This is a genomic window from Aminobacter sp. MDW-2, assembly GCF_014250155.1.
GTDB classification, from domain to species: Bacteria; Pseudomonadota; Alphaproteobacteria; order Rhizobiales; family Rhizobiaceae; genus Aminobacter; species Aminobacter ciceronei.
This window is the reverse complement of the sequence record NZ_CP060197.1, coordinates 77857-102042: the sequence shown is the minus strand read 5'-3', so window position 1 is coordinate 102042 and position 24186 is coordinate 77857. Positions and strand designations below refer to the sequence as shown.

Sequence of the window (24186 nt, the reverse complement as noted above, 5' to 3'; positions counted from 1 at the left end):
TGGAAGCCGCCGATTGTTGGCAAACTGGCGAAACTATGTGATTTCTCGTCCGTTCATGTAGGCGGAGTTTGGAACAAACGCCGCGCTGGTGCATTCAGGCTCATCAATAATGTTGTCTCACTTCCGTCTGACACGGTGGGGCCCACTTTTTGCCGGCCTACACTTTTCACAACAGATTTCAGCCGAGAAAATTCTCATCCATGCCGACCACAAGACCATTGAAGGCCGACGACAAGGTTTCCAATCCGATCGTTTCAGGTGAGCTGGCCGGGCTCATCGAGGCCTTGGACTGGACGTCTACGCCGATCGGCCCGATCGGTTCTTGGCCGGCAGTCGTGCGCATGACGATCCGCATCATGCTGGCATCGGCAATGCCGATGTGCCTGCTCATCGGCCGCAAGGGCGTGATGATCTACAACGACGCCTATCGCGACATCGCGGGCGCGAGGCATCCGGCCTGCCTCGGCACTTCAGTCTTTGACAGCTGGCCCGAGGTCGCGCAGTTCAACCGTACCGTCATCGACCGCATCTTCGAGGGTGAAACGCTGACCTACGAGGATCAGGAACTGGTGCTGTGGCGCAATGGTGCCGCCGAACGCGTCTGGCTCGAGCTCGACTACAGTCCTTTGCTCGACGACGACGGCGAGGCGGTTGGTGCATTTGCGATCCTGGCTGAAACCACCAAGCGCGTACGTGCCGAAAAGGCACTCGCCCGCAGCGAGGAGCGCCTGTCGCTGGCGCTCGAGGCGTCGGGCATCGTCGGTGCCTGGGAACTCGATCTGACCAGCCGGATCGTCACAGCCGACGCGCGTTTCGCCGAGATGTTCGGCGTCGGCCTCGCCGAAGCCGAACAGGGCATTTCGGCTGAAGGCTTCTTCAGGCGCATCCATCCCGCCGACCGGGACTTCGTCGCGCGCAAGACCGATGAGGCAATCGCCAATCGCGGCGGATTTCGGGCCGAGTATCGCCTCGTCGACGACGATGGCGGTATCCGTTGGGTGCTTGCCACCGGCAAGTTTTTCGAAACCGTCGGCGGCAATCCGCGTCTGCCGGGCGTCGTCATCGACATCACCGAGCGCAAGGCGGTCGAGGCGGCGCTGGCGGCAAGCGAAGCCGGCTTCCGCACGCTTGCCGACACCATGCCGCAGATGGTTTGGTCGACCAGGCCCGACGGTTTCCATGATTATTACAATGCGCGCTGGTACGAATTCACCGGCATGCCGCTCGGTTCGACGGATGGCGAGGCATGGGCAGGTATGTTCCATCCCGACGACCAGGACCGCGCCTGGGAGTTGTGGCGCCATTCGCTCGCCACCGGCGAGCCCTACCAGATCGAGTACCGGCTGCGTCATGCCAATGGCGAATACCGCTGGACACTGGGTCGGGCGCTGGCCATCCGCAACGAGGCCGGCGAGATCATCCGCTGGTTTGGCACCTGTACCGACATCCATGAAACCAAGCAGGTTGCCGAGGAGCGCGAGATCGTCGCGCACGAACTCAGCCACCGCATCAAGAACATCTTTTCGGTTCTCAACGGCATCATCAGCCTGTCGGCGCGGTCCCATCCTGACATCAAGCCCTTGGCCGACCAACTCAGGCAGCGCATCAGCGCGATGGGCAAGGCGCATGATTTTGTCCGGCCGCACAGCCGGGCATCGCGGCCGCAGAACAACCAGTCTTCGCTGCGCGCCCTGGTCGAGCTTCTGCTCGCTCCGCATGTCGGCGACGATTCCGGCCGCTTTACCTTCCACGGTGACGACGCCACCATCGACGACGGCGCGGCCACTCCGCTTGCGTTGCTGTTTCATGAGCTTGCCACCAATGCGGCGAAATATGGCGCCTTGGCGGAGGCCGATGGCCGCGTGGTCATCGACGCTGTTCTGAGCGGCGACAAGTATCGCATGGTCTGGAAGGAAACGGGTGGCGCGCCAGTTTCGGGTCCGCCCGCCGACGAAGGTTTCGGCAGCCGCCTGATCACACTCAGCGTCCAGGGCCAGCTTGGCGGCACGCTGCAGCGGCGCTGGAAGGCGGATGGGCTCGAAGTGGAACTGACGATGCCGGCAGCACAGCTCAGCCGTTCGGCAACGTTGCGGCGCTAGAGCGACGACAAAGGGCGCAACGGCTTCGGCCGGAGCGCCCCTGATGATGTTGAGACGTCGCGTTTTCGTCAGGCGGTTACGCCAAGTCCGTCCTCGCGGTCATTGCAATTATCCGCTCCAAACAGCTTCAGCCGCGTTGGCGGTTCGGCGGCAAGGCGGTGTCGGCGCGCCACTGCATATCGTACCGCTTCAGACAATTCTTCGTCCATCACCGGCTTGGGAAGCACGCCGATCGTGCCGGGAACGCCGTCGCCCAGTTGCGAAGGGTTGGCGGTGATGAACAGCACCGTCACGCCGAACTGTTCGGCAAGAATCTTGCCCAGTGAAGGGCCGGTAGGACCATCCCGCAAATTGAGGTCAACAAGCGCTATTTCGGCATGCCGCGCCAAGTCGAGGGCACTCGCCGAGTCCATGGCGATGCCGATCGGGTGGTGTCCTAGCTCTTCGAGCATGCTCTCAATTTCGGTGGCAACGAAGATCTCGTCTTCAACCACCATCACCTTGCAGTTCATCATGTCACTCTACACGCGTATTCCCTGTTGATTGGTTGCATGGGCCAAACGTCACCGTCAGCGATAGGTTGCATGCCAGGGGGGTGAATTTCCGCAAAGACAATGTTCGTCGCCTCAATTGTGGTCCTGACGCAACGACGTGGTCAACCGACACGGAGCGGCTTCAGCGCTTCGCTCCAGCGGAACAGTTCGTTGAGCATCGTCTTGGCGCTGTCGTCGATCAGCGCGTTCGACTTGAACTCGCCATCCTCGGCGAGGTGCTGGGTGAAAGCGGGGATGGCGATCGCCTCGGGGATCGGCATGATCTTCAGCGTCGTCAAAAGCATCTTTTCCGACTGCACGGCGCGCAGGCCGGCAGAGACGCCGCCATAGCTCAGGAAACCGGCCGGCTTGTAGTTCCACTCGCGCGCCAGATAGTTGACGGCGTTCACCAGCGCAGGCGCGGCGAAGAAATTGTACTCCGGCGTCACGAACACGAAGGCGTCGCCGGCCTTGATCGCCTCGGACCACTTCTTCGTATGCTCGTTCTCGTACTGACCGAGCCTTGGGTGTCTGGGCTCGTCGAAGATCGGCAGGCCGAAGGCCTCGATGTCGGTGATGACGGGTTCGAATTTGCCATGCTCGCGCGCATAGGCATCGAGCCAGCGGGCGAAAACGGGTCCGACGCGGCCGGGGCGGGTGCTGGCCACGACGATATTGAGCTGGTATTTCAAGATTTCAGTCCTTGGCAGGTAAGGGGCGGTATCAAAAGGTGACTGGCGGGAAATAGTCGCTTGGACCCCGCCATGGCAAGAAGGCACCTCGAGGTAACCCGGTCACATCTCGGTCATCGTCCCGTTCCGCCGCATGGACGTGCCCACTCTCCATGCCTACATTCCACGGATGAGGCACATTTGATGGACACAAGACCCGAACCCTTCGTCCCGCCCGCGCCGACGCCGCGCAACACGCCGCCGTCGACGCTGGAGATGATGCGCATCGTCTATCGCAATCCGCTCGAGCTGTGGGGCGAGCCGTCCTACAACGAGCCCTGGATCTCGGTGAACGGCGTCGGCGGTCCGCTGGTCATCGCCAACGATCCCGGGCTCATCCGTCACGTGCTGGTCGACAACGCCAGAAACTACAAGATGGCGACCGTGCGCCAGATGATCCTGCGACCGATCCTGCGCGATGGTCTGCTTACCGCCGAGGGCGACGTCTGGAAGCGTTCCCGCAAGGCTATGGCCCCGGTCTTTACCCCGCGCCACATTTTTGGTTTCGCCCAGCCGATGCTCGCCCGCACCCTCGACTTCGTCAAACGTTACGAGGACGCCTCAGGCACCGTCGATGTTGCCCACGACATGACCATGCTGACCTACGAGATTCTGGCCGAGACGCTGTTTTCGGGCGAGATCGCGGGCGAGTCCGGCAGCTTCGCCCACGAGATCGACCGGCTGTTCGAGACCATGGGTCGCGTCGACCCGCTCGACCTGTTGCGCGCGCCCGAATGGCTGCCGCGCCTCACCCGCATCCGCGGGCGCAAGACCATGGCCTATTTCCGCAAGATCGTCACCGACACGGTGGCGATGCGCAGCGACAAGCTGGTGCGTGACGCAGCCGGCGCGCCCGAGGATTTCCTGACCCTGCTCTTGCGTGCCGAAGGCCCCGATGGCCTGTCGCGCCAGGAGATCGAAGACAACATCATCACCTTCATCGGCGCCGGCCACGAGACCACGGCCCGCGCGCTCGGTTGGACCATCTACTGCCTCGCCGAGGCGACCTGGGAGCGCGACCGCATCGAGCAGGAAATCGACGCAGTGCTGGCGCGCGAGCCCGATCCTGTCAGATGGCTCGACGCCATGCCGCTCACCCGCGCCGCTTTCGAAGAGGCCTTGCGCCTCTACCCGCCGGCGCCGTCGATCAACCGCGAGCCGATCGCCGAGGACGAATACAAGGGCTTCAAGATCCCGCGCAAGGCGCAAGTGCTGGTCATGCCCTGGACGGTCCACCGCCACCGCAAGCTCTGGGACAAGCCGGACGCGTTTCTGCCTGAGCGTTTCCATCCCGAAAACCGCGACAGGATCGACCGCTACCAGTATTTGCCCTTCGGCGCCGGTCCGCGTGTCTGCATCGGTATGAGTTTCGCCATGCAGGAAGCCATCATCGCGCTCGCCATCCTGCTCTCCCGCTTCCGCTTCGACACAACTGACGAAACCAGGCCCTGGCCGGTGCAGAAGCTGACCACCCAGCCGCAAGGCGGCCTGCCGATGCGGGTGACGCGGCGGTGACAGCATCTTTCTCCCCGTTTGAGGGGGGGCGGCGCGACGCTCGGCAGAGCCATGTCAGTGTCGCTCGACGCCGCCTTCCCACAAAGAGAGGACGGGGAATCCGGGAGCACCACATGGAGGCTGACATGAACGACAGCGCCGTCCTCGTCCGCATATCAGGCCGCGTCCAGGGCGTCAGTTTCCGCATCTGGACGCAGCGCGAGGCCCGTCGCCTCGGCCTGAACGGCTGGGTCCGCAATGAGCGAGACGGCTCCGTCAGCGCCTTGATCTCGGGTCCTGAAGAGGCAGTAACCTCGATGCTGGATGCGTTTTGGCAAGGGCCGCCCGGCTGTGAAGTCCGCAGCGTGGTTCAGGAAACGGCCAGTCCTGCCGACGTTTCCGCTGGCTTCAACATCACCGCTTGACCAACGCAACCGCGCCGACTGGCGCTTCCTCTCCCCCTGTCGAGGGGGAAAGTGGTACGCACAGCGGGTGGTGCTTAGGGGCGGCTGTTCAGCGTACTGCTCGCCAACATCACGCCTTCACGAAAGGCTCGACAGTGCCCTTGAGCTTGATGGTGATCGGCTCGCCGAAGCGGTCCTTGGACTTGCCGGCCGGCACACGGATCCAGCCTTCGCTGACGCAATACTCGCTGACGTCCTGGCGCTCTTTGCCGTTGAACATGATGCCGACGCCAGCCTCCAGCGCCTCTGCGTTGAAAAAGGGACTGCGCGGGTCGTTGCTCAGGCGGTCGGGCAGGGACATTGCCATCTCCAGTAACTAGGGCGCCCCCTGGGCGCGAACCTCGATTGCCCGCATCGCGAGCTTTGCGAGGCCTGTTAAGGGCAATGGCGGCAGGCGTAAAGAGCCAACGGCTGCTCGAAGCTCAGTTCCGCCCCTGGAAGGCGTTCTCGACATGCACCGGCCAACGACGCGGCAGCACCGCCACCATGTCGAAACGCACCGAAAGCTTGCCATAGTCGGGCTGTCGCGCGAGCCACAAATCGGCAGCGCCCTCGATGCGCCGTTCTGACCCATAGGCGACGGCCTCCATCGCCTCGACCAGCGTTCTACGCGCCTTCACCTCGACGATCAGCACCAGGTCGCCGCGCCGCGCGATCAAGTCGATCTCGCCGAGCTTGGTCTTGTAGCGGCGAGCGACGATCCGATAGCCCTTGAGCATCAGCGCAAGCGCGGCCAGCCATTCGCCGCGATGGCCGCGGCCCAGTGCCTTCTGCCGGGTGCGCCGGTCAGTCACCGGATCCTTCCCGGAGCTCCAGCAATCGGCGATAAAGCGCCGGTTTCTGCTGGCCGGTCATGCGCGCGGCTTCCGCCGCCGCCTTCGACGCCGGCATCTCCTTGGCCAGCGACAGCAGGAGCTTGTCGACGTCGTCGGCCGTCTCGGTCCGTTCCGCGGGTGGCGCAACACAGATGACGATCTCGCCCTTCGGCGTGTCGGCCGCAGCATAGTGCGCGGCGAGTTCGGCCAGCGTGCCGGTGCGGATTTCCTCGAAGGCCTTGGTCAGTTCGCGCCCGATCGCTGCCTGGCGCGCGCCCAACACATCGGCCATGGCTTCAAGGGTGTCGGCCACCCGTCGTGGCGATTCAAAAAAGATCAGCGTGCCGGGCACGGTCCTTACCTCTTCGAGCCGCGTCCGCTTCTGGCCGTCCTTGACCGGAAGGAAGCCGGCAAAGAAGAACGCATCCGAAGGTAGTCCCGAGGCGGTCAGTGCCGCCAGCACAGCCGAGGCGCCGGGGATCGGCACGACGCGAATGCCGCGCTCCTGTGCTTGCCCGACAAGGCGAAAACCCGGATCGGAAACCAGCGGCGTTCCCGCGTCCGATACAAGCGCTACGCTGCGACCGTTTTCCAGTGCCTCGATCAGCCGCGGCCCGGCTTCGCCGGCATTGTGCTCGTGATAGGCGGTCGGCCGCTGGCGGATGCCGTAGCGGTCGAGCAATACGCGGGTAACACGCGTGTCCTCGCAGGCGACATGGTCGGCGCCGGCCAGGGTCTCCAGCGCGCGCAGGGTGATGTCGCCGAGATTGCCGATCGGCGTCGCCACCAGATAGAGCGCAGGCGTCAGCGGCCGCGCCGCGATCTCGGTCTGTCCGATGACATAGACCCGCTTGTTTTCGTTGTTCTGCACGCCGCCTCGCTTTCACCTTCTCCTTGGCATGGTCCGATCCGGCTTGCAAAAGGATGTGATCGATTCTGCCATGGCTTTGCCACAGTGCGGGAAGCAAATCGCCGCCGCGGATCGGAACAGAGCGATTCGTGAACAGAGGCAATCGTACCGGCCATGCCCCATCGTTTCGACGCCTTCATCTCCCGCCTCGACGCCGCCACCAAGGCGGCTCCACCCTCACGCCTTGTAGGCGACCAGCACCGCACCCGCCGCGATCAGCGCGACGCCGAGCCAGTTCGCCGTGCCAAGTCGCTCGCCAAGGAAAATGACGCCAAACACCGCGACAAGAACGACGCTTAGCTTGTCGATCGGCGCCACCTGCGCCGCGTTTCCGAGCTTCAGCGCGCGGAAGTAGCACAACCACGACGCCCCCGTGGCCAGCCCGGAAAGCACGAGGAACAGATAGGTCTTGCTCGAAATCTCGCCGAGCGGCTGGAACTGCCCGGTGGCGGCAATGATTGCGCCGAGCACCAGAAGGATCACCACAGTCCTGATCAGCGTCGCGAAGTCGGAATTGATGTTCTCGATGCCGACCTTGGCGAATATCGCCGTCAGCGCCGCGAAAGTGGCTGAGAGAATGGCCCAGAACTGCCAGGAATCTAGGGCTGAATTCATGTTGGCTCCGTTGTTCTGATCTCTTGGCTGCTGGATCGTTGCTTGCCCATGCTGTACCGGACGCCTGAAAATTTCGAAATCGGGCTGATACCATGGCGACGCACAAGACCTATTCCATCTCCGATCTTCGCGACAGGCCGGATTTCGCTGATGACGTCGCCGACCGCATCTGGAACGCCTGGTGGCGTCAGGACGGCCACGAACGCGCCTTTATCAGGGGCCTCGTCGACGAGAATTTTGCCTCGACCGGCCTGCCGCAGGCGTTCGTCGCCCATGACGGCGACACCTTTCTCGGCACCGCTCACCTGATAGACAACGATCTCGAATCGCGGCCGCAATATTCGCCCTGGGTGGCCGCCGTCTGGGTCGACGAAACCGCCAGGAGGTCCGGCATCGGCGCGGCTCTTGTCCAGGCCGGGGCGGACGCGGCGTTCGGGCAGGGTTTCGACACCGCCTATCTCTGCGCCAAACCTGCCGTCTCCGCCTTCTACGAGCGCCTCGGCTGGCAGCGCATCGAGGAAGATGTCGAGGGGCTCAACGTTTTTTCGATGAAGCGTGGTGCCTGATCGGCCTTAGCGCAGGTGCCCCGGCACCCGCTCTTCCAGCAGCGTCACCAGTGCCGGGTCCATGAAAGCGTAGTCTTCGGGAATATCGAGGCAGACGACGCGCGCCTTCAGCGACCTGCGGAATTTCTTCTGTAGCTTGGTGCGGTGGGCCTTTTCCATCACGAAGATGATGTCGGCCCACACCACCAGTTCCGCTGTCAGCGGGTTCTCGGCATCGTGGTTTGTGCCAGCCGAGTCGACTTCTATGTCGCGCCGGGCGGCAAACACCTGCTCGGCCGTCGGGCTGCGCAACCTGTTCTGGCTGCAGACGAAGAGCACGTTCTTCATCGCAGTCCCCGCCTACCGCGCCAGGTCGGCCACGACGGCGTCCAGCACGATCATGCCCTCAGGCGTCGCGCGCAAGCGCGAATTGCCGATCGGTGCCACCAGCCCTTCGCCCTGCAGGATCGACAACCGTGCCGAAGACAGCGACTTGCCGGATAACTGCTCGTAGCGGGCGAGGTCGATGCCCTCGACCAGCCTGAGGCCCATCAGCAGGAACTCGTCGGCCTCTTCCGAGCGTGTCAGCGTCTCGCCGCCGACCACGCCATGGCCACGTTGCTCGACCAGTTCGACCCAGCGTTCCGGCAGCTTCTCGGCGATGGTGACGATGCGCGTGCCGTCCTCCAGGAAGCGGCCATGGGCACCGGGGCCGACGCCGACATATTCGCCGTAGCGCCAGTAGGTCAGATTGTGCCGGCTCTCGGCGCCCGGTTTGGCGTGGTTGGAGATTTCATAGGCCGGCAGGCCATGCGCCGCCGTTACGTCCTGGGTGATGGCGTAGAGCTCCGCCGCGTGCTCGCCGTCGGGGATCTCGAACTTGCCGGCATTGTAGAGCTGGAAGAAGCGCGTGCCTTCTTCGATTGTCAGCTGGTACAGCGACAGATGGTCGACGGCATAACCGATCGCCTGCTTCAGCTCCGCCGCCCAGGCATCCGGCTTCTGGCCGGGTCGGGCATAGATCAGGTCGAAGGACAGGCGCGGAAAAATCTCGCGTGCCAGTCCGATCGCATGCAGCGCCTCCTCGACATTGTGCAGCCGCCCGAGGAAGCGCAAATCCTGGTCGTTCAGCGCCTGCACGCCAAGCGAGAGCCGGTTGACCCCGGCAGCGCGATAGCCGCGGAAGCGCTCGGCTTCCACCGACGACGGGTTCGCCTCGAGCGTGATTTCAGCACTATCTGCGATCGTCCAGTTGGCAGCGATCGCCTCCAGCACGGCGCAGACCGTCTCGGGCCGCATCAGCGACGGCGTACCGCCGCCGAGAAACACGCTCGTCACCTCGCGCGGCCCGGTGCGGGCGCGCATGTTTGCTAGTTCCGTCGAAAAGGCGCGGGCAAAGCGCTCCTGGTCCACCGGCTGGTGGCGGACATGGCTGTTGAAGTCGCAATAAGGGCATTTGGCCGCGCAGAACGGCCAGTGCACATAGACGCCGAAGCCGGGGTCGCGGCTGAGCGACGCAAATGCCATCAGGCCGAACCGAGCATGGCACGGGCGAACTTCTGGAAGGCGCGGGCCCGGTGCGACAGTGCGTCGGCCTGGCCCGGCTTCCAGCCGTGCTTTTCGTCGGCGCTCATCTCGCCGAAGGTCTTGTCGAAGCCCTTGGGCAGGAATACCGGGTCGTAGCCAAAGCCTTTTTCGCCGCGCGGCGGCCAGACGAGATTGCCCTCGGCTTCGCCACGGAAATACTCGGCGTGTCCGTCCGGCCATGCCAGGCAGATGACGGCAACGAAGCGGCCGGTGCGCTGCGCGACGGCCTTGGCACCGCGCTCCTGCAGGGCGTCCTCGGTGCGCTGCATTGCCATGGCAAAGTCGCGCGTGCCATCCGGCTTTTCGGCCCAGTTGGCGGTGTAGACACCGGGTGCGCCGTCGAGCGCGTCGACCACCAGCCCTGAATCGTCAGACATGGCCGGCAGGCCGGTCGCGGTCGCCGCGGCCAGCGCCTTGATGTAGGCGTTTTCCTCGAAGGTCGTGCCAGTCTCGTCGGGTTCGGGCAGGCCGTATTCCTTGGCCGACTTGGCCCCGATGCCGAACGGCGCCATCAGGTTGGCGAATTCGCGCAGTTTGCCGGCATTGTGGCTGGCGATCACGATCTCATTGTCGGCAAGCTTGCGCATCAAAGGCCCCATAGTTTCGGCTCGGCGATCTCGAGCGAATTGCCACTGGGATCGCGGAAATAGATGGAACGGCCGCCATTGGGCCATTCGAAATCGGCTTCGATGGCTATACCCTCGCCTTCGAGCCGCGTCTTCCAGTCCTCGACTTCTTCGGCCGTGCCGGCAAAGCACAGATGCCCCGGGCCTGACGTACCATGCGGCGGCACCGGCAGCCTGGCATCGGGCTTCGGTGGCTGCCGCGTCGCCTCGGCGTAAAAGAGCAGAAGCACGCCCTGGCCGCAGCGGAAGAACACATGCCGCCCCGGCACCTTGGCGATCCGCTCCAGTCCCATCACCTCGCCGTAGAAGTTTTCTGCGGCATCGAGGTCGGTGACATAGAGCGCGGATTCGAGGATCGCCGAGGGCTGCATGGCGAGAGCCTCAGCCCACCGCCATCTTCTGCAGGTCGACCAGACGCGCAATGCCCTTGCGGGCGAGGCCCATCAGCTGCAGGAACTCTTCCTCCGAGAACGGCGTACCTTCGGCGGTGCCCTGGATCTCGACGATGCCGCCCTTGCCGGTCATGACGAAATTGGCGTCGGTGCCGGCCGAGGAATCCTCGAGATAGTCGAGGTCGATGACCGGCTGCCCATCATGGATACCGCAGGAGATCGCCGCGACATGGTCCTTCAGCACCTTGTCGATGCTGACCATCTGGCGCGCTTCCATCCAGCGCAGGCAATCGTACAGCGCGATCCACGCGCCGGTGATCGAGGCCGTGCGGGTGCCGCCATCGGCCTGGATGACGTCGCAGTCGACGGTGATCTGGCGCTCGCCGAGCGCCTGCATGTCTACCACGGCCCGCAGCGAGCGGCCGATCAGGCGCTGGATTTCCAGCGTGCGGCCGCCCTGCTTGCCGGAAGAGGCTTCGCGGCGCATGCGTTCGCCGGTCGAGCGCGGCAGCATGCCGTACTCGGCCGTCACCCAGCCCTTGCCGGTGTTGCGCATCCAGCCCGGCACCTTCTCTTCAAGGCTCGCCGTGCACAGCACATGGGTGTCGCCGAACTTGACTAGGCACGAGCCTTCGGCGTGCTTGGAGATGTTGCGCTCGAAGGAGATGGCGCGCATTTCGTCGAACTGGCGTTTGGAGGGGCGCATACGGCTACTTTCTATGGCGAAATCGGAAATTGTTGCCGGCTTGTAGCCCCATGGCCGGACCAGCGCAAAGGAAAACCGGTTCCGTGGCTGGAGCTGTTGTGTTCGCGGCCATGCGGTCTATATCATTTTGGACGGAGACCATGAAGCAGATGACCAAAGCGGTACCCGATCCCACGCTGCAATCGCTCGATATGCGGTCGCGTGACATCTTCCGGCGCATCGTCGATTCCTATCTCAGGGATGGCGAGCCCGTGGGCTCGCGTAACCTGTCGCGCATGCTGCCGTCGTCGCTGTCGCCGGCGACCGTCCGCAACGTGATGAGCGATCTCGAGCAGCTCGGCCTCGTCTACGCGCCGCACATCTCCGCCGGCCGCCTGCCGACGCAAAAGGGGCTCAGGTTCTTCGTCGACGCCTTCATGGAGCTTGGCGATCTGCCTGACGACGAACGCCGGACGATCGAGGCGCAGGTCAAGGCTTCGGGCGAGGGCGCCACGCTGGAGCACATGCTGACCGAGGCGAGCCAGATGCTGTCGGGCATGTCGCGCGGCGCAGGCCTCGTCCTCGCCGCCAAGAACGAGGTCGCGCTCAAGCACATCGAGTTCATCCAGCTCGAACCGACCAAGGCGCTCGCCGTGCTGGTGTCGCAGAATGGCGATGTCGAGAACCGTGTCGTCGAGCTGCCGCTCGGCGTCACCGTTTCGCAACTGCACGAAGCGTCGAACTTCCTGAATGCCCATATTCGAGGCCGTACCCTTGCCGAGGCCCGGCTGGAGATCGCCCGTATCAAGGACGAGACCAAGGCAGCCCTCGACACGCTGTCGCAGGACCTCGTCGAAAAGGGTCTCGCCGTCTGGGCCGGCGCCGAGAGCGGCCTGCCGGCGCGCCTGATCGTGCGCGGCCGCGCCAATCTGCTCGAAAACGTCACCGCCCAGGCCGACATCGAACTGCTCAAGCACCTGTTCGAGGACATGGAAACCCAGGACGGGCTGATCCAGTTGCTCGACCTCGCCGAGGAAGGCTCGGGCGTGCGCATCTTCATCGGCTCGGAAAACCGGCTGTTTTCGCTGTCCGGCTCGTCGCTGGTCGTCGCGCCCTATCGCGACAAGGACGCTCGCGTGGTCGGCGCGCTCGGCGTCATCGGACCGACCCGGCTCAATTATGCCCGCATCGTGCCGATGGTCGACTATACGGCGCAGCTGATTTCGCGCATGCTGAGGTGAGCTGAAACTGCGGAGAACCGGACCATGGCACTCGAACAGATCAAGGCCCAGATAGCCGTGCTGCTCCAGGAAATGGTCAACCAGCCCGAGGATTCACACGAGTTGCAGGAACAGCTGCGCGAGAAGCTCTCCGAGTTGCGCGCCCAGGGCCTGCCGCTGCCCAAGGACCTCGTCGACCTCGAAAAGCGCCTCGATGACGATTTTTCCGAACAGGAAGAATGAGCAGTCGGGCGATCACGCCCCTTTGCTGGCCTTGTCCTGCTCGCCCCATGTCACCTGCCGGTAGTCGAAGCCATATTCCAGCGTTGGTTTGACGATGCGGAAATAGGGCGACAGGTCGAAGTCGCGCGGCGTGTAGAGCGAGTGGTGGCGGATGTGCATGATCTCCTGGCGCATGTAGGTCGACTGCGCCGAAGCGCGGCCGGGGGCGCGGGTGATCTCGGGCAGGATTGGATAGCGGATCTCACCATAGGCCTGCGCGATCATCGTCGAGCAGATGGCGCGTGTCGGGTCGCCGGAACCGAAGGCCAGCATGCGGCGGCGCCAGCGCACGGGCACCGGCGGCCGCGGAATGAAGTAGCGCAGCATGTCGGTGATGTTCTTGAGGTCGTATTTCAGCCCGAGCCTTTGCACCATGAACCTGACGACATGGTCGCGATCCTCCGGTGACAGGCCGTTGGCCCGGCAGATGCGGGTGTTGTAGGTGCGGTATTTCGACAGCGGCACGGCAACGCAGCCTTCTCCGAGATTGACCTCGATCAGCCGCGGCCGCTCCGATCCGTCCGTCGGCTCTGGCAGCGCGTCGCCGATATAGAGTGCAGAATGCGACCAGGTCGACTGCGTCAGATACTTGATGACGGCCGAAATACGCTGGTTGCCTTCGATCAGAAGGATGTCGCCGGGCTCCAGCGTTCGCCGCAGCGTGTCCGGGTCGGAAGGTGTGTAAGGCTCGTAGCCGGAGGATTCGACCTGCAGCCGGGAGGCGAGCCAGCGGCCGAGACGGTCGAGCAGGGTGTCGGTCTTTTGCGTCATGACGCACAGGACGTAACATGAGCCGGGCCGGCGATGCCAGCGGGGCAAACAGCTAGTCGGCTTCAGTTTCCGCCAAGGTTCCGCCGAGGTCGTCGCGGACCTTCTTGGCCAGCCTGCGCACCGTGCGCCGTGGCTTGTCCTCGAACAGTTCGGCGGCGTCAGCGAGGCACAGCTTGCGCAGCGCTTTCTCCGAGCGCTTGAGCAGCCTGACCAGCTGTTTCGGTTCCAGGCCGTCGAATGGCTTTTCGCCGGCCTCGATCAGCTGGCGCATAACGAACACGTCGTGCAACTCGCCCAGGCTTTCGCCGAGCGCTTCGACGCGCTCGCGGCGCGGCTTGACCGGCGAGGGCCACAGCTTGCGCAGCAGGGACAGGTGTGCGGCATGCCGCTTCACCGCCTTGCGCAGCTCATGAAAATCATCCGCTTCGCCGCGCTCGCGGGATTGCTGCAGCGCCTTGCGCGCCCGCCTCAGCGTCGCCAAGGCGCCGTCGGCCAGGACGTCGGCGGCATTCTCCGGCAGGTCGGGCAGAGCGAGGGACTGCAGCGCTTCGAAACCTGCCTGGCATTCGCCGATTGCCGTGTCGAGTACGGCGTCCAGGCCTGCATCGCCATGGGCTGCCTGCGCGCGATGGCGCACCAGCATGGCGCGGATTGCGATCAGCCCGGCGTCTGCGGCGTACTCGGCGAAATCCTCAGCCAGCCGGTCGATGGTTTCGATCAGCGCGGTCGCCTGCCGTGGTGCCGCGATCGAGGTCGAGATGGCGCGGTAGCGGTCGTTCTCCGCGCGGCAGAAGGCCTCGTCGCCCGGCCACACCAGGTGCAGCAGCGCGCGCAGCGCCTTGAGCCGCCTGCGCGCCTTGTGCAGCGCCTTGTCGGGATTGTCGCGGGCGGTGACCAGATGGGCGGCGATCTTCTCGATCTCTTCGCCGGCGATACGGCGGACCTCGCCGGTAAGCGCCAGGCGCGGATCGATGCGAAAGCTCATGCAACGGCCTCCGGGACGTCGTCGCTGTGGGCAAGCGACGCATTGTAGTAGCGCGGATCGCCGGTCACCTCGCGGCCGAGCCAAGCCGGTAGTTCGGATGCCGGAACATCCTCCGGCGTCTCGAGTTCCGCGATGATCAGCCCCCTCAGTTCGCCTCCGAAAACGTCGATCTCATAGAGGCGGCCACGATGGCTAACATGGTGACGTGTCTTCTCGATGACACGGCCGATGGCAAAATCCATCATCTCCTCGGCCTCGGCGAGGGGCACCTGATACTCGAATTCGTCGCGCACGCGACCCCTGGAGCCGAATTTCAGCGTCAGCGTCGCCACTTCGCCATCGGAGATGCGCAGCCGCACGGAGCGGCCCGTATTCGAGGCGAGATAGAACTGGCGGATGCGGATCCTGCCTTCGACAAGGCTTCGCCACTCCTGTCCGTTCACGAGGAACTTGCGTTCGACTTCCTTGGCCATGGGCGCCAATAAAGCGCGGCCCGACAGCCGGTGCAACATTTCATTTGACTTTAATCAATCGATTGATTAAATCGCCGAAATGAGCAAGACACAAACCCCGCAAAATCCCTCCGCAGCCGACGCCACCCGCCTGGCCCTGGTGATGGCTGCCCTGAAACTGTTTGGCCGCCAGGGCTTCGACGGCACCTCGACGCGCGAGATAGCCACCGCAGCCAATGCCAATATTGGCTCGATCGCCTATCATTTCGGCGGCAAGGAAGGGCTGAGGCTGGCCGCAGCCGACCATGTCGTGGCGACCATCCAGGCGATCGCCAGCCAGGCGCTCGGCAATACCGGGCTGGCCCAGCCGCAAGTAGTCTCCGCCGAAGAGGCCGAGTCCCAGATCGAGGCGGCGGTAGAGCGCATGGTCGGTTTCATGGTCGCCCGCCCCGAGGCTGGCGAGATCGTCCAATTCGTGCTGCGCGAGCTGTCGACGCCGACCGATGCGCTCGACCGTATCTACACCGGCGTGTTTGAGCCGGTGCACCGCAGGCTGTGTCACCTCTGGGCCGCCGCCACCGGCGAGGAGGCCGAGAGTGAGCGCGTCAGGATCAGCGTCTTCATGATGATCGGCCAGGTCGTCTACTTCCGCATCGCCCGCGCCGCGGTCCTGCGCCGGATGGGCTGGGTCGACATCGGCCCCGCCGAAGTCGGCAAGGTCATCGGCATCGCCAGGGAAAACGTCGCAGTCATCATCGCTGCGCGAAAGGCAGGAAAGCCATGAGTGTTCTGTGTTCCATACCCTTTGCCGCACAGCTGTTTTCGGCCTGTGCCGGCCCGGCACCTCTGGCCGTCGGTTATGTCGAGGGCGACTATGTCCAGCTCGCTCCCATCGAGGTGGCGCAGGTTGAAACCGTCTCCGTCCGCCGCGGCGACCGCGTCGAGGCAGGCAAGCCCGTCGTCACGCTGGAAAGCGGCGACGCCAGGATCGCGGTGACCCAGGCCGAGGCAGCCCTTGCCCAGGCAGAGGCGCAGCTCGCCGACCTCAAGATCGGCAAGCGTCCCGACGAGATCGCCGCCCTCGAGGCAGCCGTGCGCTCCAGCCAGGCCCAGGCCGACGATGCCCAGCGCAGCCTGACCCGTACCCAGGATCTCGCCCGACGTTCGATTGCCACCCAGGCCCAGCTCGACGACGCGACGACCAAGCTCGAGGTCGCCCAGGCGGCCTTTGGACAGGCCACAGCCAATCTCGCCGTCGGCCGCCTGCCGGCCCGCAGCGAGGTGATCAAGGCCGCCGAAAAGCAGGTCGAGCAGGCCCGCTCAGCGCTCGGCCAGGCAGAGTGGCGGCTGTCCAAGCGCACGCTGACCGCACCCGCCGCCGGCCGCATCAACGACGTCATCCGCAATGCCGGCGACACCGCCGGCCCGTCCTCGCCGGTGCTGTCGGTGCTGCCCGACGGCGCGGTCAAGCTGACCTTGTTCATCCCGGAGCGCGCGTTTTCCTCCGTTCATGTCGGCACCCGCCTTGCCGTACGCTGCGACGGCTGCGCCGACGGGCTCACCGCCAAGGTCAGCTACGTCTCGCCCGATCCCGAATTCACCCCGCCGGTCATCTACTCGCTCGAGAACCGGCAGAAGCTCGTCTACCTCGTCGAGGCGCGCCCTGAAGGCGCCAACTCGGCGCTGCAGCCGGGCCAGATCGTCGATGTGGCACTGGAGAAGGGAGCAGGGGAGTAAGGCAGTAGGGCAGGCCAGGCGCGTTGCAGCCCTGTTGCCCTATTCACTTACTGCCTTGTCTACGGCACCCATGAACGCCATCGAAGTCACCAACCTCGTCAAGCGCTTCGGCGACAAGACCGTCGTCGACCATGTCACCATGACCGTCGCCGAAGGCGAGATCGTCGGCTTCCTCGGGCCCAACGGCTCGGGCAAGACAACCACCATTCGCATCATGTGCGGCCTGCTGACGCCCGACGAGGGCGAGGGCCAGGTGCTGGGCTACGACTTGCGCAGCGACAGCCTCAAGATCAAGCGCGAAGTCGGCTACATGACGCAGAAGTTCTCGTTCTACGAGGACCTGACGATCGGCGAGAACCTCGAATTCGTTGCCCGGCTCTACAAGCTCAGACCTGTCGAGGAGCATGTCGCCCGAACCCTCGAAGAGCTCGGTCTGACCACGCGCCGTAACCAGCTTGCCGGCACGCTGTCGGGCGGCTGGAAGCAGCGCCTGGCACTCGCCGCCTGTATCATGCACAAGCCGAAGCTGCTTCTGCTCGACGAACCCACCGCCGGCGTCGACCCCAAGGCGCGGCGCGAATTCTGGGACGAGATCCACCGCCTGGCGCGCGGCGGGCTCACCGTGCTCGTCTCCACCCACTACATGGACGAGGCCGAGCGCTGCCACCGCATCAGCTACATCTCCTATGGCAAGATGCTGGCGTCGGGCACCGTCGAGGAGGTCGTGCGCAATGCCGGGCTGACAACTTTCGTCGTCTCGGGCCCGCGGCTCGACCAGATCGCCTCCGCGCTTGAAGGCCGGCCCGGCGTCGAGCAGGTCGCCCCCTTCGGCGCGACGCTTCATGTCGTCGGCTCAGACAGGCAGAAGCTCGAGGCAGCCCTTGCCGACATCGGCAGCCGTGAAGGCGTGACCGTCGCGCCGGGCGAAACCAGCCTCGAAGACGTCTTCATCCAGTTCATGGCCGCTTCCAGGGACAATATGTCATGACCGCCAACGGCTTCTTTTCCTTTGCGCGGCTCGGTGCGCTGCTGACCAAGGAATTCATCCAGATGCGGCGTGACCGCATCACCTTTGCCATGATGCTCGGCGTGCCGCTGATGCAGCTGGTGTTGTTCGGCTTCGCCATCAACAGCGACCCCAAGAGCCTGCCCGCGGCACTGCTCGCCACCAGCAACGACCAGTACACGCGGGCCATGGTCTCGGCGCTGCAGAACACCAACTACTACCGCTTCGACCACATCGCCCATACCGCCGCCGAGGCCGAGGAGCTTATGGCCAGCGGCGAGGTTGCCTTCGTCGTCACCATCCCAGCCGATTTCGGCCGCCGGGTGGCGGCCGGCGACGCGCCGCAGATCCTGATCGAGGCCGACGCCACCGATCCCTCGGCCTCCAGCGGTGCTGTGTCTACGCTGGGCACGGTGGCCAACCAGGCGCTGCTCAGGGCCCAGGGCATGGAAGCGTCTTCCGCCGAGACCGCCAAGGGGCAGCTCGAGGTCGTCGTCCATCGCCGCTACAATCCCGAGGGCATCTCGCAATACAACATCGTGCCCGGCCTGCTCGGCGTCATCCTGCAGATGACCATGGTGATGATGACATCGATGGCACTGACCCGCGAAACCGAGCGCGGCACGATGGAAAATCTGCTCGCCATGCCGGCGAGCCCGGCCGAGATCATGCTCGGCAAGGTCTTGCCCTATCTTGTCGTCGGCGCGGTGCAGGTGACGGTGGTGCTGGTCGCCTCCAAGCTGCTGTTTGCCATCCCGTTCATCGGCTCGCTGTCGTTGCTTCTGTCGGCGATCCTGGTCTTCGTGCTGGCGCTGGTGCTGCTCGGCTACACCATCTCGACGATTGCCCGCACCCAGATGCAGGCGATGCAGCTGACCTTCTTCTTCTTCCTGCCGTCGATCCTGCTGTCGGGTTTCATGTTCCCCTATCGCGGCATGCCCGGCTGGGCCCAGGCGCTGGGCGAGATCCTGCCGCTGACGCATTTCCTGCGCATCATCCGCGCCGTCATGCTGAAGGGCGCAGAGCTGCCGGCCATCGCCGTCGAAGTCGGCATTCTCGGCCTGTTCGTTGCCGTATTCGCTGGGCTGGCCCTGTTCCGCTTCCGCCGCACTCTGGACTGAGAAGGTCTGGCAGCTGCCTTGTGGCATGAGCTTTTGCGCCGCCCATGGCTCTGCTAGGCTGCCTGCTCCCGGCTGAAGGTGCGGCACATGCTTCGCGGCGGACTACGCAACGCGCTGACAGCGCTCCTGCTGCTTTTCGCTGGCGTCGGCCAGGCGAGGGCCGACGACCTCTATTCCGTTGGCACGATCACCAGCGGCACCGCGCCCGAGCGGCGCGACATCGGTTTTGCCAATTGCCTGCGCAATGTCGTGGTCCGGGTCACCGGCGACAGCAGGCTGCTCAATGAGCCGCGCCTTGCCAAACAAGCCGCGCATGCCGGCGAGCTGATCGCCAGCCACAGCTTCCGCGACCGCATGAGTGGCACACCTATTCATGACGAGCAGGGCAGCTACGACCGCCCGCACGACCTGACCTGCGTCTTCGACCGCACAAAGCTCGACGCCTTCCTGAAGTCGTTCGACCACAAACCTTGGCTCAAGCGTCCAAGACTTGTCGCCGTCATCGGCGCCCTCGACATGAAGGGGAGGGCCAGCATGCTGGCCAGCGACAGCATTGCCCCGCGCGATGAAGACATGCGCGCAGCACTCGTCAGCGCCGCCGACAAGGCAGCCTTGCCGCTTCTGCTGCCGTCGCAGCAACAGTTGATGCACGCGGGGCTTTCGGCTTCGACCCTCGCGAAAGCCGATCCGGCGCGCCTCGGCACCCTGGCCCGCATGGCCGGCGGCGAGCGGGCGCTTGTCGGCACCATCGTCTGGAACAGCAAGCCTGCCGGCTGGGTCGCCGAATGGCGCATCGCCGACGCGTCGCCCGCCACGCGCTGGGGCATTTCAGGCGTCGGCTTCGATGACGCCTTCCGCAACGCCGTCTCAGGCGCCGCGCAGGTGCTGTCGGGGCATGAGGCGCCGTAGTGGCGCCGCCTTGTAGAGGCGGGGCGCTCCGGGTCTGCGAGGCCGCGCCTATGAGGTTGGCGATTCCTCTCCCTCACGAAATGGGAGAGGTGGCCGTGTAGCGCCCGGAGAGGGGTGCTTGGCGAAGAGACTTGGCCCTCCGCTATGGGCTCCGGGCGTTCGTCGTTGGAAAAGCCAGATCGTTGGCTTTTCTTGGCCTGCGGCCAACACTCCTCACCCCATCAGCGACCTGACCCGCTTCTCGCCACCAGCCTTGCGCCACGCATTGAACCTGTGCGTCGCCGCCGCGAACGAGATCTTCATCGCCTGGGACACCGAGTAGCGCGACTTGCCCTCGTCGAACATGCGGTAGCAGCATTCGACGCCGTCGGGCGTCAGCTTGCCGTCGCAGGTCTTGTTGTGCGGGTTGGCCGGGTCGAACTGTTCCGGCTGCGGTTCGAGCATGCCCTTGAGGCGGGCGAGGTCTGCTTCGATGCTGGCGATCAGCTCGAGCACGGGCTTGGGGTCGATGTGATGCGCCTGCTGCTTGGCCGCCATTGTGCATTCCTTCTATCAGGTGAGATTAGGCTATATAGCCACACATTCCCCTATAACAAGGCGCGCTGTCGCACCTGATTTGGCATGCGGCAAATAGATCATACCTGGGGTAAGCGCGCATTGACCGGGAGGCGTCGAACACCTAGTTTAGAATCATTCTAAACTGGAAGATTCGCAGATGTTGTCCCGTGTCTTCGGCTTCGGCCGCCGCGCCTTCGATTCCTTGTCCGAGCAGGAGATCCTGGCTCTCGCCATTTCGTCGGAGGAGGATGACGGCCGCATTTATCGCGCCTATGCCGACGGCTTGCGCGACGCGTTTCCGCAATCGGCCAAGGTGTTCGACGCCATGGCCGAGGAGGAGGACGGCCACCGCGCCGCACTCATCGAACTGCATCGGGCCCGTTTCGGCGAGCGCATACCGTTGATCCGCCGCGAGCATGTCCGCGGCTATTACGAGCGCAAGCCGGACTGGCTGGTGCGTCCTCTCGGCATCGACAAGGTCCGCGACCAGGCAGAGGACATGGAACGCCAGGCCTACCGCTTCTACATCGAGGCGATGAAGCGGACGAGCGACGCCTCGACCCGCAAGCTGCTCGGCGATCTTGCTGCGGCGGAGCAGGGGCACGAAACGCTCGCCCAGCGTCTCGGCGACAAGCTGGTGCCCAAGGACGTCAAGGACGAGGAGCTGGCTGGCGAACGTCGCCAGTTCATCCTGACCTATGTCCAGCCGGGCCTAGCCGGGCTGATGGACGGATCGGTGTCGACGCTGGCGCCGATCTTCGCCGCCGCCTTCGCCACCCAGGACACCTGGCAGACCTTCCTCATCGGCCTGTCCGCCTCGGTCGGCGCCGGCATCTCGATGGGGTTCACCGAAGCCGCCCATGACGATGGCAAACTGTCCGGTCGCGGCTCGCCGCTCAAGCGTGGTCTTGCCTCGGGCATCATGACCGCAGTCGGCGGCCTCGGCCATGCTCTGCCCTATCTCATTCCACATTTCTGGACCGCCACAACGGTCGCCGCCATCATTGTCTTCTTCGAGCTCTGGGCCATAGCCTTCATCCAGAACCGCTTCATGGAGACGCCGTTCCTGCGCGCGGCCTTCCAGGTCGTGCTCGGCGGCGCGCTGGTCTTCGCGGCGGGTGTGCTGATCGGCAATGCGTGATGCCTGGGCGTTGCCCATCACCCTTTCCCCGTGAAGGAAGGGGGGAGGGGCCGTCGGCGTTGCGGCCGTATCCCGTCCTTACGGGGAGAAGGTCCTGCAGGCGATTAGGGGTAGCGTATTCGGTCATGGATAGAGGGGGCGCGAAGGAGCCTGACCTACCCATGCACGTCCCGACTATCCCCCGGCGCTTCCGCCCGCTCGTTCAGCCCGTAATCGCGCACGACATGGGCAATGCGCAGCGCCGCGCCCTGCCATCTGCGCCTGCCTGTGTTCCTCGGTGTTGCGCCAGGCCTCCACCGCTTCCTCGTCGCGCCAGAACGACAGCGACAAAAGCTGCTTCGGATCGGCCAGGCTCTGGAACCGCTCGATCGACAGGAAGCCGTCGATGCTCTGGAGCAGCGGACGGAGGTCGGCGGCGATGCCGAGATAGGCGTCGCGCCGGCCCTCCGCCGGCTCCACCTCGAAGATCACGGCGATCATGGCTTCACCAGTGGCGCATGCGGCCCCGACGCCAGCTTCAGAAAGATGCGATCCTCCTTGAGGATGAACTTTTCGCGGCGCGCAAATTCATAGTTCTCACGCCCCAGCGGGTCGGCGGCGAGCCGTGCCCGATAGGCTTCGTAGGCCGCCAGGTTGTCAATGTTGTAGACGCCGTAGGCCGTCGTCGCCGAACCCTCATGTGGGGCGAAGTAGCCGACGAGGTCTGCTCCGCAGCGCGGGATCGCCTGGCCCCAGTTGCGGGCATAGGCCTCGAAAGCCGCTTTGCCGAACGGGTCGATCTCGTAGCGGATGAAGCAGGTGATGGTCATCTTTGTCTCCGGAAGTGTTGGCAATGGTTCGGCCGGCGTCGAAGCATCGGGCCGAGGTCGCGTGCTAGCGCCAGAAGGGTTTTGCGGCTTCACGTGTCGCCTGGCGGCGGCTGAGCCCGATGTCGTCGAGCTGTTCGTCGGTCAGTTGGGAAAGGTCGAGCCGTTGCAGATGCCTGTCGTAGCCGCGGAACAGGAACGCCAGCACCCGGCTGAGCGCATCCAGCGGCAGGCGTCTCGGCGTGGTGGCGAATTCGCTTCTCGTCGTCATGGCTCACTCCTCTGTCTGGTCGGAGACTACGCCTTGCCTGGCGAGAATGCTTCGACTAGCATCGAACCATGGAGGTAGAAGCGCCATGAAAGAAGGTCCCGATATCGCCCGCATCGCCAGCCTTGTCGGCGACCCGGCGCGCGCCAACATGCTGACCGCGCTGATGGATGGCGGCGCGCTGACAGCCAGCGAGCTGGCGCTCGAAGCCGGCGTGTCGCTGCCGACGGCCAGTTCGCATCTCGCCAAGTTGATGGACGGCAAGCTGCTGACGGTGGCGAGCCAGGGCAGGCATCGCTACTACGCGTTGTCAGGTGCCGAGGTCGCCAACATGATCGAGGCGATCAGCGGCGTCGCCGCCCATTCCGGGCCCAGGCGCGCGCGTCCGGGCCCACGCGACAAGTCGATGCGCGAAGCCCGCGTCTGCTACGACCATCTCGCCGGCGACCATGCAGTGGCGATGTTCGACCGCCTCATTGCCCAAGAGATCATCGTCCGCGACGACGAGGAGATCAGGCTCGGCCCGGCGGGCCAGGGTTTCTTCGCCGCCATCGGTATCGATACCGCGACGCTCGGCGCCTCGCGCCGGCCGATGTGCCGCGCCTGCCTCGACTGGAGCGTCAGGCGTTCGCATCTGGCGGGATCGCTCGGCACTGCGATCCTCGACAAGATCCTCGCTGAGAAATGGGCGCGCCGCCCAACAGGCAGCCGCGTCGTCGAATTCACCCCGCCGGGACGCAAGGCTTTCGAGAAGCTGTTCCTCTCCTGACGCCCGATCCGTCGCAGCCACGCCGCTGACAGCCCCTGGCGATGTAACCGCGCCGCGAAACCTGTGGATAATTTCGCGGCAATTGGTCGTTACATCGGTGGCGCAAAAGACACATCTTAATCAATGCCGCCCGATCCGGTCTAAATGCCTAGAAAAAAACATGATTCAGCCCTGATCGGGCGCATTTTCACACGAAGATTAACATCGCGTTCACCGAAGATTCACACCCGCCGGCTATGATCGCTTTCACGTTTCGGGACGAGCCCCGGGCGGACAGGGATAAGAACAATGGCTATCTGGAACCACCTCACTTACGCCGCTGTGGCGTTTCGCGAATTCATCGCCCCGACCTACCGCCCCGAGCGTCACTACATGCGCGGCCCGGGACCTGCCTGCGCGCGCCGCTCCGGCTCGCTTCAGTCGCGCGTGACGTTCCACTGATCATGACCGTTACCGGACGTCACGAAAGCCGCATCGCGCGGCCGACCAGCGATCATCGCTCGACCACCTTGCGCGGCGAACGCCAGGCAATCATCGCCACGCGCCTGTAAGGCTTGCTCGCTACGCCGGCGGCGCAATGCCGGCCTGTTTCAAGACGAGCTCTTCAAGACACGATGACGAACCGGCGCGCTGCTTCTTTGCGGATGCGGGCGCCTTGCCGATCG

31 protein-coding genes and 1 pseudogene are annotated in these 24186 nt (G+C 64.5%); 14 read left to right on the top strand and 18 right to left on the bottom strand.

Going from position 1 to position 24186, the window contains the following annotated elements; translation table 11 throughout:
- Positions 1-200 precede the first annotated feature (200 nt).
- Positions 201-2099, top strand: a complete 1899-nt coding sequence (locus H5P29_RS00530; protein ID WP_083948229.1) for a PAS domain-containing protein — start codon at positions 201-203, stop codon at positions 2097-2099.
- A 68-nt stretch (positions 2100-2167) separates the two neighbouring features.
- Here the strand turns inward: H5P29_RS00530 and H5P29_RS00525 are convergent, their stop codons facing one another.
- Complete coding sequence (locus H5P29_RS00525) at positions 2168-2614, bottom strand: response regulator (protein WP_067954587.1); 447 nt, start codon at positions 2612-2614, stop codon at positions 2168-2170.
- Positions 2615-2754: 140 nt separating this feature from the next.
- Entirely contained in the window at positions 2755-3324 is a 570-nt protein-coding gene (locus tag H5P29_RS00520) for an NADPH-dependent FMN reductase (protein ID WP_154384691.1), read from the bottom strand.
- A gap of 183 nt (positions 3325-3507) precedes the next feature.
- Here H5P29_RS00520 and H5P29_RS00515 point away from each other — a divergent pair, with 183 nt between their 5' ends.
- Positions 3508-4878 (top strand): cytochrome P450, encoded by a 1371-nt coding sequence (locus H5P29_RS00515; protein ID WP_154384692.1) that lies wholly within the window; start codon positions 3508-3510, stop codon positions 4876-4878.
- A gap of 125 nt (positions 4879-5003) precedes the next feature.
- Positions 5004-5282: an acylphosphatase gene (locus H5P29_RS00510; RefSeq protein WP_154384693.1), complete on the top strand. Its 279-nt coding sequence runs from the start codon at positions 5004-5006 to the stop codon at positions 5280-5282.
- Positions 5283-5391: 109 nt separating this feature from the next.
- Here H5P29_RS00510 and H5P29_RS00505 read toward each other — a convergent pair whose 3' ends face one another.
- From H5P29_RS00505 to H5P29_RS00490, 4 genes are all read right to left on the bottom strand, one after another.
- Positions 5392-5622: a DUF3297 family protein gene (locus H5P29_RS00505; RefSeq protein ID WP_067954580.1), complete on the bottom strand. Its 231-nt coding sequence runs from the start codon at positions 5620-5622 to the stop codon at positions 5392-5394.
- A 121-nt stretch (positions 5623-5743) separates the two neighbouring features.
- Positions 5744-6115: a YraN family protein gene (locus H5P29_RS00500; protein WP_067954578.1), complete on the bottom strand. Its 372-nt coding sequence runs from the start codon at positions 6113-6115 to the stop codon at positions 5744-5746.
- Positions 6108-7007, bottom strand: coding sequence for a 16S rRNA (cytidine(1402)-2'-O)-methyltransferase (gene rsmI, locus H5P29_RS00495; protein WP_067954576.1), 900 nt, complete (start codon positions 7005-7007; stop codon positions 6108-6110). The genes H5P29_RS00500 and rsmI overlap by 8 nt, the downstream gene beginning before the upstream one ends.
- A gap of 216 nt (positions 7008-7223) precedes the next feature.
- A complete protein-coding gene (locus tag H5P29_RS00490; RefSeq protein WP_067954574.1) occupies positions 7224-7661 on the bottom strand; it encodes an EamA family transporter in 438 nt (145 codons plus the stop codon).
- Positions 7662-7753: 92 nt separating this feature from the next.
- Here H5P29_RS00490 and H5P29_RS00485 point away from each other — a divergent pair, with 92 nt between their 5' ends.
- A complete protein-coding gene (locus H5P29_RS00485) occupies positions 7754-8227 on the top strand; it encodes a GNAT family N-acetyltransferase (RefSeq protein WP_154384694.1) in 474 nt (157 codons plus the stop codon).
- Between the two features lie 6 nt (positions 8228-8233).
- On the opposite strand, the gene H5P29_RS00480 is transcribed toward H5P29_RS00485, so the two are convergent.
- From H5P29_RS00480 to rph, 5 genes are read right to left on the bottom strand one after another with little or no spacing between them, the layout of a single operon-like run.
- A complete protein-coding gene (locus H5P29_RS00480; protein WP_154384695.1) occupies positions 8234-8554 on the bottom strand; it encodes a low molecular weight protein tyrosine phosphatase family protein in 321 nt (106 codons plus the stop codon).
- 12 nt (positions 8555-8566) lie between these two features.
- Positions 8567-9733, bottom strand: coding sequence for a radical SAM family heme chaperone HemW (gene hemW, locus H5P29_RS00475; RefSeq protein ID WP_154384696.1), 1167 nt, complete (start codon positions 9731-9733; stop codon positions 8567-8569).
- The gene (rdgB, locus tag H5P29_RS00470) at positions 9733-10380 is read right to left on the bottom strand and encodes an RdgB/HAM1 family non-canonical purine NTP pyrophosphatase (RefSeq protein ID WP_154384697.1); all 648 of its coding nucleotides are present in this window, start codon (positions 10378-10380) and stop codon (positions 9733-9735) included. Before rdgB ends, hemW begins: the two co-directional genes overlap by 1 nt.
- Positions 10380-10790: a VOC family protein gene (locus tag H5P29_RS00465; protein WP_067954565.1), complete on the bottom strand. Its 411-nt coding sequence runs from the start codon at positions 10788-10790 to the stop codon at positions 10380-10382. The genes rdgB and H5P29_RS00465 overlap by 1 nt, the downstream gene beginning before the upstream one ends.
- A gap of 10 nt (positions 10791-10800) precedes the next feature.
- Positions 10801-11517 carry a ribonuclease PH gene (rph, locus tag H5P29_RS00460; protein WP_067954563.1) on the bottom strand — a complete coding sequence of 239 codons (717 nt, stop codon included), beginning with the start codon at positions 11515-11517 and terminating at the stop codon, positions 10801-10803.
- A 149-nt stretch (positions 11518-11666) separates the two neighbouring features.
- On the opposite strand from rph, the gene hrcA reads away from it, so the two are divergent.
- Entirely contained in the window at positions 11667-12737 is a 1071-nt protein-coding gene (gene hrcA / locus H5P29_RS00455) for a heat-inducible transcriptional repressor HrcA (RefSeq protein ID WP_067965763.1), read from the top strand.
- Positions 12738-12761: 24 nt separating this feature from the next.
- Positions 12762-12959 (top strand): hypothetical protein, encoded by a 198-nt coding sequence (locus tag H5P29_RS00450; protein ID WP_067954561.1) that lies wholly within the window; start codon positions 12762-12764, stop codon positions 12957-12959.
- Between the two features lie 12 nt (positions 12960-12971).
- On the opposite strand, the gene H5P29_RS00445 is transcribed toward H5P29_RS00450, so the two are convergent.
- From H5P29_RS00445 to H5P29_RS00435, 3 genes are read right to left on the bottom strand one after another with little or no spacing between them, the layout of a single operon-like run.
- Complete coding sequence (locus H5P29_RS00445; protein ID WP_067954559.1) at positions 12972-13769, bottom strand: YiiX/YebB-like N1pC/P60 family cysteine hydrolase; 798 nt, start codon at positions 13767-13769, stop codon at positions 12972-12974.
- A gap of 52 nt (positions 13770-13821) precedes the next feature.
- Positions 13822-14754 (bottom strand): CHAD domain-containing protein, encoded by a 933-nt coding sequence (locus H5P29_RS00440; RefSeq protein ID WP_154384698.1) that lies wholly within the window; start codon positions 14752-14754, stop codon positions 13822-13824.
- On the bottom strand, positions 14751-15227 hold the full coding sequence (locus tag H5P29_RS00435; RefSeq protein WP_067954556.1) for a CYTH domain-containing protein: 477 nt from the start codon (positions 15225-15227) through the stop codon (positions 14751-14753). Before H5P29_RS00435 ends, H5P29_RS00440 begins: the two co-directional genes overlap by 4 nt.
- A gap of 79 nt (positions 15228-15306) precedes the next feature.
- On the opposite strand from H5P29_RS00435, the gene H5P29_RS00430 reads away from it, so the two are divergent.
- From H5P29_RS00430 to H5P29_RS00410, 5 genes are all read left to right on the top strand, one after another.
- Entirely contained in the window at positions 15307-15990 is a 684-nt protein-coding gene (locus H5P29_RS00430) for a DUF1956 domain-containing protein (protein WP_154384699.1), read from the top strand.
- A complete protein-coding gene (locus H5P29_RS00425) occupies positions 15987-16943 on the top strand; it encodes an HlyD family secretion protein (protein WP_067954551.1) in 957 nt (318 codons plus the stop codon). The genes H5P29_RS00430 and H5P29_RS00425 overlap by 4 nt, the downstream gene beginning before the upstream one ends.
- Positions 16944-17013: 70 nt before the next feature.
- Entirely contained in the window at positions 17014-17931 is a 918-nt protein-coding gene (locus H5P29_RS00420; RefSeq protein WP_067954549.1) for an ABC transporter ATP-binding protein, read from the top strand.
- Positions 17928-19070: an ABC transporter permease gene (locus tag H5P29_RS00415; RefSeq protein ID WP_154384700.1), complete on the top strand. Its 1143-nt coding sequence runs from the start codon at positions 17928-17930 to the stop codon at positions 19068-19070. Before H5P29_RS00420 ends, H5P29_RS00415 begins: the two co-directional genes overlap by 4 nt.
- An 87-nt stretch (positions 19071-19157) precedes the next feature.
- On the top strand, positions 19158-19979 hold the full coding sequence (locus H5P29_RS00410; protein WP_154384701.1) for a DUF2066 domain-containing protein: 822 nt from the start codon (positions 19158-19160) through the stop codon (positions 19977-19979).
- Positions 19980-20192: 213 nt separating this feature from the next.
- On the opposite strand, the gene H5P29_RS00405 is transcribed toward H5P29_RS00410, so the two are convergent.
- Positions 20193-20516: a hypothetical protein gene (locus H5P29_RS00405; RefSeq protein ID WP_067954543.1), complete on the bottom strand. Its 324-nt coding sequence runs from the start codon at positions 20514-20516 to the stop codon at positions 20193-20195.
- Between the two features lie 178 nt (positions 20517-20694).
- Here H5P29_RS00405 and mbfA point away from each other — a divergent pair, with 178 nt between their 5' ends.
- Positions 20695-21678, top strand: coding sequence for an iron exporter MbfA (gene mbfA / locus H5P29_RS00400; protein ID WP_154384702.1), 984 nt, complete (start codon positions 20695-20697; stop codon positions 21676-21678).
- A 155-nt stretch (positions 21679-21833) separates the two neighbouring features.
- Here the strand turns inward: mbfA and H5P29_RS00395 are convergent.
- The 3 genes and pseudogenes from H5P29_RS00395 to H5P29_RS00385 form a co-directional block, all read right to left on the bottom strand.
- Positions 21834-22158, bottom strand: a pseudogene (locus tag H5P29_RS00395) (antibiotic biosynthesis monooxygenase).
- Positions 22155-22487, bottom strand: coding sequence for an NIPSNAP family protein (locus H5P29_RS00390; protein WP_067954537.1), 333 nt, complete (start codon positions 22485-22487; stop codon positions 22155-22157). Before H5P29_RS00390 ends, H5P29_RS00395 begins: the two are co-directional and overlap by 4 nt.
- Positions 22488-22551: 64 nt before the next feature.
- Positions 22552-22755, bottom strand: coding sequence for a DUF1127 domain-containing protein (locus H5P29_RS00385; protein ID WP_154384703.1), 204 nt, complete (start codon positions 22753-22755; stop codon positions 22552-22554).
- 85 nt (positions 22756-22840) lie between these two features.
- Here H5P29_RS00385 and H5P29_RS00380 point away from each other — a divergent pair, with 85 nt between their 5' ends.
- Entirely contained in the window at positions 22841-23521 is a 681-nt protein-coding gene (locus H5P29_RS00380; protein ID WP_067954534.1) for a helix-turn-helix transcriptional regulator, read from the top strand.
- 288 nt (positions 23522-23809) lie between these two features.
- Complete coding sequence (locus tag H5P29_RS00375) at positions 23810-23962, top strand: hypothetical protein (RefSeq protein ID WP_169808285.1); 153 nt, start codon at positions 23810-23812, stop codon at positions 23960-23962.
- Positions 23963-24186 lie beyond the last annotated feature (224 nt).